The sequence below is a fragment of the Chryseobacterium bernardetii genome (assembly GCF_003815975.1).
Taxonomy (GTDB): domain Bacteria; phylum Bacteroidota; class Bacteroidia; order Flavobacteriales; family Weeksellaceae; genus Chryseobacterium; species Chryseobacterium bernardetii.
In genome coordinates, this window is sequence record NZ_CP033932.1 from 542608 (window position 1) to 553671 (window position 11064).

10 protein-coding genes and 1 other RNA gene are annotated in these 11064 nt (G+C 33.2%); 4 read left to right on the forward strand and 7 right to left on the reverse strand.

What is annotated here, in order from left to right:
• Window positions 1-11: 11 nt before the first annotated feature.
• Window positions 12-209, reverse strand: coding sequence for a 30S ribosomal protein S21 (gene rpsU / locus EG339_RS02500; protein ID WP_034687383.1), 198 nt, complete (start codon window positions 207-209; stop codon window positions 12-14).
• 276 nt (window positions 210-485) lie between these two features.
• Between rpsU and ssrA the strand changes: the two genes are divergently transcribed.
• Together ssrA and EG339_RS02510 are read left to right on the forward strand one after the other, a co-directional pair.
• Window positions 486-888, forward strand: a transfer-messenger RNA (tmRNA) gene (gene ssrA, locus EG339_RS02505).
• Between the two features lie 119 nt (window positions 889-1007).
• Entirely contained in the window at window positions 1008-2177 is a 1170-nt protein-coding gene (locus EG339_RS02510; protein ID WP_123868714.1) for a site-specific integrase, read from the forward strand.
• 414 nt (window positions 2178-2591) lie between these two features.
• On the opposite strand, the gene EG339_RS02515 is transcribed toward EG339_RS02510, so the two are convergent.
• On the reverse strand, window positions 2592-2810 hold the full coding sequence (locus EG339_RS02515) for a hypothetical protein (protein ID WP_123868715.1): 219 nt from the start codon (window positions 2808-2810) through the stop codon (window positions 2592-2594).
• Between the two features lie 255 nt (window positions 2811-3065).
• Here EG339_RS02515 and EG339_RS02520 point away from each other — a divergent pair, with 255 nt between their 5' ends.
• Window positions 3066-3698, forward strand: a complete 633-nt coding sequence (locus EG339_RS02520; protein WP_123868716.1) for a DUF4760 domain-containing protein — start codon at window positions 3066-3068, stop codon at window positions 3696-3698.
• Window positions 3699-3891: 193 nt separating this feature from the next.
• Here the strand turns inward: EG339_RS02520 and EG339_RS02525 are convergent, their stop codons facing one another.
• The 4 genes from EG339_RS02525 to EG339_RS02540 are packed head-to-tail and all read right to left on the reverse strand — an operon-like array spanning window position 3892 to window position 8266.
• Complete coding sequence (locus EG339_RS02525) at window positions 3892-4443, reverse strand: N-acetylmuramidase family protein (protein WP_123868717.1); 552 nt, start codon at window positions 4441-4443, stop codon at window positions 3892-3894.
• Window positions 4440-4988, reverse strand: coding sequence for a hypothetical protein (locus tag EG339_RS02530; protein WP_123868718.1), 549 nt, complete (start codon window positions 4986-4988; stop codon window positions 4440-4442). The genes EG339_RS02525 and EG339_RS02530 overlap by 4 nt, the downstream gene beginning before the upstream one ends.
• Entirely contained in the window at window positions 4954-5466 is a 513-nt protein-coding gene (locus EG339_RS02535; RefSeq protein ID WP_123868719.1) for a phage holin family protein, read from the reverse strand. Before EG339_RS02535 ends, EG339_RS02530 begins: the two co-directional genes overlap by 35 nt.
• Before the next feature lie 19 nt (window positions 5467-5485).
• Window positions 5486-8266, reverse strand: coding sequence for a hypothetical protein (locus EG339_RS02540; protein ID WP_123868720.1), 2781 nt, complete (start codon window positions 8264-8266; stop codon window positions 5486-5488).
• A gap of 24 nt (window positions 8267-8290) precedes the next feature.
• Between EG339_RS02540 and EG339_RS02545 the strand changes: the two genes are divergently transcribed.
• Complete coding sequence (locus EG339_RS02545) at window positions 8291-9283, forward strand: acyltransferase family protein (protein ID WP_123868721.1); 993 nt, start codon at window positions 8291-8293, stop codon at window positions 9281-9283.
• A gap of 6 nt (window positions 9284-9289) precedes the next feature.
• Here EG339_RS02545 and EG339_RS02550 read toward each other — a convergent pair whose 3' ends face one another.
• On the reverse strand, window positions 9290-11062 hold the full coding sequence (locus EG339_RS02550) for a glycosyl hydrolase family 28-related protein (RefSeq protein ID WP_123868722.1): 1773 nt from the start codon (window positions 11060-11062) through the stop codon (window positions 9290-9292).
• Window positions 11063-11064 lie beyond the last annotated feature (2 nt).

Consider the following 11064-nt stretch of genomic DNA (forward strand, 5'->3'; position numbering starts at 1 on the left):
AAGAAAAAATCTTAAGCCTGCTCTTCCTTGCTAAGTGCTCTTTGTTTGTAAGCCGCTTTTAGTCTAGCTTGTCTTAACGTTACAGAAGGCTTAATAAACTGTTGTCTAGCTCTTAATTGACGAACTGTACCAGTTTTATCAAATTTTCTTTTGTATTTTTTTAACGCTCTATCGATGGATTCACCATCTTTTACTGGAATTATTAACATATTTTACATCTCATTTTGGATTGCAAAAGTAGACATTTTTTCTTAAAGCACAAAATTTCAACATCTTTTATTTTAAAAATAACCCATTTACCATATCTGACTCTTTATTTAAGAGTTGAACAAATCCTTTTAATACTCAATACTAATACTTAAAATATGTTTTACTTTTCTTTGATCCGATCATAAAATACAAGTATCATAGTTATTAAAAAAAGCTATAAACAGTATGAACGGTATTTAAACAAAATATCCTATCTTTGCATACACTTTATTCATGGGGTTGACTGGTTTCGACAGCAAGACCAATGGGTAAGTAAGCATGCAGAGAACCGTAGCGCGATCTCTATAATCCCTTGCTACAGAATTTTAACTGGCAACGAAGAGTTCGCTCTTGCAGCTTAATATCGAAGTATAGTAGATTCAAGCGTTTTCCCGAAGATTTCAGTAAGGAAGCAAGATATTCCACAAATGCCCTATTCTGCGGCGTTTGATCCTGGGATATAGGAATGCAGAAATAAGGTTGTAGAAACTTCGGCTACAGCACGAAAACTTTAGAAGATAAGCTGGAAGTTGGGCGTCTGCTCTCTGCTTCCCGTCGAAAACCAATAGCAGAATAAGCATGTAGAAAGCTTATGTATTGCTTGTTTGGACGAGGGTTCGAATCCCTCCAACTCCACAAAGCTTCTTAAGCATCTCATTTTCAATGCATAACATTTTTAATGTAACGAAAATGAGTAAAAAAGAGTAAAATTTTTCAACATTTTGCCCAAGTGTTCACAAACCAAAAATTTGTGATATATGAAAAATTTTGAAGTTAAAATTTACATACCATCTAACCGTGAAGATAGATGGTATGTTTACATTTATGATAATTCTGTCCAAAAAATAGTTCATAAAACTTATAAGGGGATTAATACTGAACCTGATCTTTTCAAAAGAGAATTGATTTGTGAGGGCTTTAAAAAGACTTTAGAACTTGAGCTCAAAAATGGCTGGACTCCTATAAAAGTAAAAAATAAAGCAAAACCACTTCCTCAACCTTACAAAAATGATCTAACAATTGTAGAAGCTTATGAAAAGGCTTTTAAATTTCTTTCTGCTTCTAAACGTGAAGAAAAAACTAAAAGCGATTATAAAACACATAAAAAGTTTTTTCTTAAAGCTGTGGAAGCTCTAAATTGGAACAAAAATCTTTTCTCAGAATTGGACCAGTATCATTTTAATATGATAATTGAAAAAATGTGCGAATTAAGGAAATGTTCAGATGTATACTTCAATAAACATTTGAATCTTTGTAAGTCCTTTAATACAATTCTTGTTGATAAATTCATCATCAAGGAAAGTAAAGTAAAAGGATTATCTGAAAAAGACTACTCGACACCTGAAAAGAAATTATTAACACCTGAAGAACAGACCAAGATAATCAAACATTTCCGCACTATCTGTCCACAATTTATAACTAAATTAAAAGTTCTTTATCACCTGGATTTAAGACCAAAAGAAATCCGACTTTTGAAAGTTGGCATGATCGATCAGGAAAAATGGTATTTTAGACTTCCGAGTGAAATTACAAAAAATGACAAGGAAGCTATTGTTTTAATTCCTGATGATCTTAAAAATGATTTACTAAAATTGGATTTATCCAATCCGGAACATTTTTTATTTGGTATTGAATTACAAAGATCAAGGGATAGAAGTAAAATATTTAAACCTTCACTATTTCCGATTTCTAAAAATGCAGGAAATAATTTATGGAGAAAAGAAGTCAAAGTGAAGTTGAAAATAGATTCTGATATGTATTCTTTAAAAAAGAAAAATAACAACGATAAGTTATCAAGAGGTTGGAGCATCGAAGAGGTTAAAGAAGTAAACCGACACTCAACTATAGAAATGACAAAGATTTATGCTACAAGATATAGTGAAATTGTACAGGAAAAGCAACGTGATAATTACGGAACATTTGATTAATATATAAGGCGTCTAAAATCTGACGCCTTTTTCTTTTAATTATTTTAGATGTCGATCCGCCCAGCCTTCATCGTTATTATCACTGTCGCCTTTTTTCTTCTTCCCTTGATAGACAAATTTCTTTTTTGGAGCAATTATGCTTAACAGCCAAAACTTTGCTAATTTAAGGCTATAATAATCTACAGACTCACAACGTTTTCATTTTCGACGAGCTCTTCAATGTCAAACTTCTTACTTTCCGTATAGAAAACATCAATCTCCTGATTCTTATCAGCAGTGACAAGCCGTACATGATCTACGTGTTTTGATTTTATTGTTCCTGAAATTTCCATGCTTCAAAATTGATACAAAATGAATGTATATCAAAATTATTTATGATACAAATTATAACAATTTTAATTTTCATAGGAATGATCAAGGTTTGACAATATGCAAAAAATAAGCTACAACCCTCATCCTCCAAAGCTTGTAATTTTTCACCTCGACAACTGCACGCATCCAATCTCCCTTTTTTAAATTATAAACAATGTAGTTATCACTTTTTCGATACATTAAATCTATTATAGTTCCATCCTTTAATTGAATTCTAGTGTAACGCTTCTTTACCTTTAAAACTTCGCCTTCAATTTCCATGGTTAATTTTTACACCAAGTTACGAAAAGAAAAATCCCCGGAGCAATCCAGGGATACAAGCTAATCAAGACTCAATATGAAAGAGAATGATGTTGTAAATATAATGTTTTAAATGTAAATGTATTTGTAGTAATAACTCTACGGGAAACCGTAATTAAATAATATTCATTTTATTTAGATTAGCAAATAATTAATAACACGACTAGATTTGTCGTTCAGAAATATTATTTTCGCGATAGTAAAAACTACAAACTAATGAATACTTTATTTAATAAGAGATACCATATTCGATTGGTATGGTTAATAATTATCTGTTTAGCGCTTACTTTTTGTGCCGTATTTTTTGTATTTAGATATATGGCTGGTTGGGAGCCTGCACCTTCTCTTGATTATACAACTAAAGTCACTTTAGCAATACTTGCATTCTTGACTTTGATTTATCATATACATAATCTTGAGAATCAAATCAAGACTCAGGATGCTAGTAATCGGCAAAGCAAGACAAAGTATACTCATGAAATTTGTTCAGACTTCAGGAGACCATTAATGATGGAAATAAATGAAGATCTAAGAAGATTACTTATTGATCAAAAAGATAAATTAGAAAGCCAAAATATAAAAGAATTTGTAAAATTCATAGACGACCCGGATAATAGGAAATATAGACAAGCATTAGCAATTTCTTTAAATTATTTTGAAAGTATATCGGCAATGGTTCTGGCGGGTGATCTTGATAATGATATAGTAAAAAGATTATTTTGTAAATTATTTGGGCGATACTATATTAGGTTAAAACATTATATTTCATATCGACAAGAAGAGGCCCCTAAATCATGGGTAAGTTTTGAAACCTTAGCAAAAAAATGGTTAAATGACGAAAAATTATAAATAAGTACTAAAAAAATACTATATTTGTACACCAAACAACATGAAAACAATATCAAAAAAAGTAGCAATTATGACAACAAACACATTCAAAAAAGAATATGATGGAATCTAACCATCATTAGAGTACGACACTAACAAAATAAAATAAAAATAGCCTCCTTAATTGGAGGCTTTTCTATTATAGTACTTCAGCTTATTTTAAATACTTTTTATAAGCTGCTGCCATTTTCTTATCATAAGCATTTATGTGATAATTTCTACCATTGTAAATGCGGGCAAAATCGGCCCATCTTTTATCTCTTAGTTCATCATCTAGCTTATTGGCTTTAATGAACTTTACAAATGCTTTAAGTTGCTCACCTTCGCTTTTGTACATCGCATTGATAAAATCTTGCAAGACCGGAAAGCCAACCAAATTATGATTAAAACCCATAATCTGGAATTTCCCCCATGAAGCAGATTTTAAGGCTGCATTTCGATCTAATTTTGCTGCTTTATCTAGTCTAGCATGTTCGTCATTTGTATATCCTCCAGGGCGTGGATTTGAAATGTCCGGAAATTCTTTACTGTATTTTCCTTTAGTAAATTCATGAAACTTATGGCGTTCAAATAAGATAGTCGGTCTACCATCAGCCTGAAAACCGCCTTTTGGAGCTTCAACTTCGCTCACGGCTTTAATTGCTGCAACTTCACATCCAAGTTCTTTGGCGGCATCTATATAATCTTGTTCTGTTAGTGTTTTCATTTGTTTCTTTTTAAGTATTTATAAATTCCAAATATTACTATTGCTACTATTCCAAAAACAGCCAGGACAATCCACAGTCCGGACTGAAAGCCTTTTACTTGAACTTCTTTTGTCTTTTGTTTGACTTCCTGAACTCTTTTTTTAATGTTATTTTCTTCAACAATACTGTCAGAGAATTCTTTAAATTTTCCAATTAATGATTCAGAAGCATCCTCTTTTTTTGTATGATTTAACTGAGAAGTCTTGGAGCGTATTTGAACTTCTGCATTTCCGTTGACTTTAATAGCCTGCAGGGTATCACCATTTTGAACATTGTAAATTTCAATCGGCTTTCCTGTTTCAGACTTTCCTCTTACCTCAAATTCGGTCTGGTTGTCTTTTTTCTGCTCTACGATTTCAGATTTATTAATCTGCTGCTTCTCTTCCGATTTTTCAACTTTACTTTCTACTTTTGCCGTTGATATTTGTTGAATCTGCTCGACTTCTGTACTTTTTGATGTTACAACCTTTTTACTCCTGCACCCCGTCAGAAGTATTGCTATCATTATTAGTATTGCTGTTCTCATTTTCGTTTTGCTTTTTGTAGTTTGCTAATAAGTCATGAAGCACGTCTTCACGCTTTTCGAGAATTTCAAGTACCTGGAGCATGGAAGCATTAGTTTTTCTTCTGAGCTTGTTTTCTGCTTTTTCCTGAACTGATTTCGCCTCTGTGAATACCAATACGACTGCAGCCAATAATGATACAATCGGTACTGCCGAAATAGGGAACTCAAAAAAATAGGTTATTGGCACAATAGCATCAAAAATGAATGCATAAAGTAGCATCCCGAAATAATGATTAAACTTTGCAACACTTCTTTTATATCCTTCAGAAGTCCGCATTTCCCCAATTTGTTTTGCTTTTCTAATCCCAAAATAAAAATCAATTATCATTGAGATCAAAACTGCGCTCCATAATATTCCGACAACTATTAACTTCATAATAATTGCACTGTAATCCTCTTTTATAAATTCTAATATCATAGTTTAAATTCTTTCATTTTTACATTATTAATAGCCCGTTTGCAAAGCGATAGTCAATCCCACCTATATTTTTAGTGCCAGTGAATCCGGCAGCTTTTATTACACTACCTCCAAATTCAAAGTTTGTTGTCAATGCATTATTTAATGACTCTAAGTGAATGCTTGCCTGACTTGATATATAAATGACTCCTGATGCAGCGTAAATAGCATCATTGACTCCTGATGCTCCGGATGCTGAAACTTCCAAGGCTACATTATGCACATTGTTTCCACTTGCTGAAACTACTGCAGCAGTATTATTTATATTTCCTTCGTTTCTATTACTGTTAATATAAAACCTGTTTTTATAAGTTGGCGAAGCCGGGAAATTATCTTCACTAATCGAAATACCGGAGGTTAAATCACCTGAACTACTGAATACGCCAAATTGAATTTTCCCCTTTGTACTCGTCAATGTTTTGCTTGTGATTTTCCAACCGTCCACTCCTCCTATAATTCCTGAATCTGCATCAATTTTTCCTTTAACATCAGCATTCTGTGCGATCATTTTCCCATTCTGAAGAACTTTGAATACTGCATCATTTTTATGCGCATAATCAGCTCCTGCCCCAAAACGTATACTATCAGGTCCAGCATCCGTTACAGAAGATATAAAAGCGTTTCTTTCAGTTGCATTTCCGACTTCGATCACCTGTGACATTAAAAGTCCATTATCAATGGATGTGAAACCGTCTGAGCCATCCGTGAATTTAATCTTACCTTTTATTTCCTGTGTATCCAGGTTAATTGTCATCTGACCATCAAGTGAAGAAATGATACCGGTTCTTATAAGCCCTCCGTTAATGGTAGTAGTTCCAACTGTGATTGATAACACTCGCACATTTTCTACAACAGAATGAAGTACACCGATAAGGAAATAATAATCATTCGCATCTGAATCGAATTTGATTTGGTCCTGACTGAAAACTATTGATCCGGATTGACTTGTTTTAGAACATTTCCCATAAACATATCTAAATTGATCGTCTGGAATAGTTTCTACATTCTCCGGAATATTCCATTCTTTATCCATTGTCTGAGAATATATAATGCCCGGATTGACTTTTATCTTATTCTTATCATTTTCATACATTACGTAGAAAACAACACTGCAACTGATCTGTTGACTGCGGGCGCCAACAGACAACATGTTTGTTTCAATGCTGTTAGGCCGGATATTTTCCGGATTAAAATAATCATCAGTGTCAAAAACCAGGTTCTTAAGCTCTTCTGTGGTCTTTACTCCTAACTTTGAATAGTTGATCTTTCCAAGGTTGGTAATTGATAAAACGTTCTTTATTTCCTTTATTTGAAGAGCTACCTGTGAGCTATAGGCAATCTCATATGAATCAGCAATAACAATCTTAGTTCGATATGGATTGTAATCACCAGACTGTATAAAGTCGGTTGTAATTTGATTGACTCTTAAAACTTTATCAATTCCTAGCACCTCATCGTAAACCTGAATATAATCTCCAATATCAAACTTGCCAACACCTATTTTCTCCATATATGCCGGATCAACGTTTAGATCATAAGATACTTTTGCTTTCAGATTTAAATTAAACTGTTCACCTCCCTTAATGAGAAGTTCGTTTTCAGCATTATCTATGTATGTTTTAGGCATTACGATGTCAATCAAAACATATTCGTCGCCTACTGCGAATTGAAAAGCTTCTGACTTCTCATCCGGGAAACTTTGCCCCTGATCGTTTTTGAATGGGATAATTTCAAAGCTTTTTGTTGAGTGATTATAGCCTCCTTTTTTGATTTCGAACTCATACCCAGCCAAATTTCCTGTGTTCACATGAATTTTAGCAGATGTACCCGCAATAAGATACTTAGTAGTCACACCATCAGCTTCCTTCTCATTCAAGTCAAAGTCCATGGTAGAATCTGAGAACTTAAACTTTGTATCACCTAATGAAGTGATCTTTCCTATTCGATGTGGGTAAATATCGTCAAATGTGATAGAGCCTTCTTTCAGTCCAAAGGCAGCAATAGATCCAGTGTCTTCCAGATAGTCTGCATTAGGTAGTTTTAAACGTTTACTAAAATTCCGGTATTCATTCGGGATGTTATTTGTACCTCCGAAAACATACAACCGGTTTATAATGTCGTTTTCATCTACATTATTTCGTGACAAAGAGTACAATCCCTTACCCTTTCCATACTCAAACCTGATCGGCACTTTTTTGCCATAATCTCCGGTATGAATGACAAATTTCCCGTTCTCATATTTTATCCAGAAATCCGTTTTGAATTCATTACAAATCTTCTGAAGAGCTGAAAGACAAGTATCATCACCAAAAGTAATGGTCTTAGTTTCTCCATTGGTGAAATTCCCTAGTTCCCAATTTACAGCAAAACGCTTCATATTGTTTTTTAAAGCAAGTAAGAAAACCTCGATCGTTCCAATCAAAGGGAATTCCAGATCAGGTCCGAATCCGGTAGCATCAGCATTGAAAAACTTACACCTCATCAAATCAAACATTAACCCCTGAGCAACGATATTATACTCATAAAAACTTTCATTGTTTTTGGTCAATGCCGGAAGTGAGTTGATACGGTATACAGAATCAAATAAAACAAAATAATCATTAATCAGAATATCCAGCTTTTCCCGGGAATTCATCTTAATGGTTACAGAGTCGTCTGAAAGCATAACCCGATTAAGCGTTGCAGACTCAACAGATCTTTTCCCTCGCTCAATTAAATTGAACAAGGGAGATCCGTTTCTGTAAAGTGCTATATTATTCATTTTTTTTATCTATTTTTATGAGCCATGAAAAAAAATAATTTTAACTTCCTTCGATTACTGTTCTCAACTCTTGTGATATTCTCTCATTCATTTGACCTTACTGGTGGAGAAGATTTCCTTTTTGCTATTACTAAAACAACATCATTTGGAGCCATTGCAGTGGCATTCTTTTTTGTTTTAAGTGGTTACTTAATTTTTCAAAGTTTAGAAAATTCCAAATCGCTCTTCGATTATTTTTGGAAAAGATCATTACGGCTTTTTCCTGCTCTCTTTGTTATGCTTTGTTTTTCAATGGTTATTATTGCATTTTTAAATTATAAAGTGTTATTTCATAAAGACTTTTGGCTATATCTTCCAAATAATCTAAGCTTATATAGGGTTCAGTATAATGTATATGGTATTTTCAAAAATAACCCATATCCCAATGCTGTAAATGGCAGCTTATGGTCTCTTGCTTATGAATTCACTATGTATATTCTCATAAGTTTTTTGTTTTTTGTTAAAACATCAATAAGTAAGCGTAATATCTTAATAATTGCTTTTATAGTAAGCGTTTTATGTACTGCTTTAAATCCTAACTTTCTTTCAATATTTTACAAATCAATTCATCTTGAACCAGCTTTGTTTTACAAATTATCAGCCTTGTTTTTTGGTGGCGCATTAATGAATTATGTAAAAATTAAGTTTAATATTAAATTTTTCATTTTATTATTAGGCATCTTATCTATAAGCTTCTATTATGAAGTATTCCATATAACTTCATCTTTTATATTCCCTATTTTAATAATTCCTTTAGGCAATTCATACTTTAAACATTTTCAACTTCCAGAAAAACTTGGAGATATATCTTATGGCGTATATATCTATGCTTTTTTTATTCAACAGGTGTTTATGAATTTTTTTAATTTGACACCCATTTTATTATTTATTCTATCTACTATTGTAACATATATTCTATCTTATTTTTCGTGGCATCTTGTTGAAAAGCAAACGAAAAGATATAAATCAATTATTTAGTTATGGTTATATTGGTGTTGTTACTATATTTGTACCTCCATTCTTTTTCCAGTCCGCTTGGTTAAATCCAGAATCACCTACTACAACTGAGTACTCTAGTGAACCTTTACCCAAATTACTAGGATCATTTACATCGTATTGAGTCAATTGCCACGAAGTGGTTGCATCAACCTGCGAAGGTCCGGCATGCTCAATATTCATCTGTTGGATTTTAAATCGGTGCGCACCCGCTATAGTAATTCCGTTTTGGTTCCTGTATGATGCATATCTATTAAACCATGAGGCTTGGTAACTTGCTCCAAAATATAACCCGTGCTTACAACTACATACTATAACTGTATCACCAACCGTATGCTCATGAACCCATATCCCTCTGTTAAATCCCGTTACTAAGACATTTTCTAACTTTGTATAGGCTGCGTTATTATTTGCTGGAGTCACAATACCATTAGAATCTGCAATAGGCTCAGAAGCATTAGGATTGTAGACATTAGTTGTTACAACTACATTTTTAATATAGAGTTGAGCGCAGTTATATGCGTTAATACCATTTGAATTAGGATTATCCATACATTGTATTTTCAAATTTGAAACACATAATTTTACACCATTGAAAATACTGTAAAAGCCTCCGGAAACAGATGATATGACAGCTAGATTATTGTTATATGGTTTTATCCGAGTTCCGTACTGAGAAATATTAATACTTGTTGACGGTACGGTTCCAAAAAAGAAAGGCGCGTGATACTCTCCTTGAATCTCAATTGTCATTAAAGTAGAAATTGTAGGAATAACTATGTTCGCTAAGTAATAATTACCTGTGTCTGGAACTTCTAGAATGCCACCATTTGCCGCTACAAGATAAGCAATAGCATTATTGAATGCATTAGTGTCATTAGTTACACCGTCTCCTTTAGCCCCGAAATCTAATACATTAACTCGTTTCTTGAAACTTGGTTTTTTAATTATTGGTTCACCTTGAAAAATCACTTTTTCCGTTGATTCAACACCAGTAATTACTATTGCGTATTGATTAATATAAGTCAGATTAACAGGCGTTTCATAGGATGTTGTCCCAGCATCAATTGTTGCTTGTGTGACATATGATCCATCTTTAAAGAACTTCAATACCGTGAATTTTGATAATCCTTCTAATTTAATGCTCGGTTTATCAATGGTTAACTTAGGCGTTCTCCTAACTCCTGGATATGGTATAGCATTGCCAGTACCATCATAAGTTCCATCACTCCATATTAAAGTAGGTGAAATAATTCCAAAGAAATAATTATTTACAACTTCTGCTGAAATAGGGTCAGTACTATTATTGGGGTCAAATTCATCTGTCACACTTGGTGCATCTGGTTTCTTAGATTCTGACCTTTTCCAAACTGAACCCTTCTTATAAAAAAGAGTATCATAACCATCTTTAGCACGTAAATTTCCCGCGTTTGGATATATCTTTCCCCAATCAGCCGCACTATTAGGATCAAGAGGCTTATCATCACTGGATGATTTTTCAGGCTTATATGATCCATCTTCTGTAGGTGATGGATCTGTTGGAGATAAAACACCTTGAAAATCAGTTTCTAATATTTGCTGAATTTCATTTAGCTTTACATCAATTTCTCCTGATTTCTGTGTCCATTTTGTGTCAAACTGAGTTTTGTTATACGTATTACCTATTTTTGAATCTTTATCAACAGTCGCTATATTATCTGGTGGAATAGGATCCGATACGTTAATCGTTACCTGTTGTGCATTAATGTTGTTTACTCCCATTT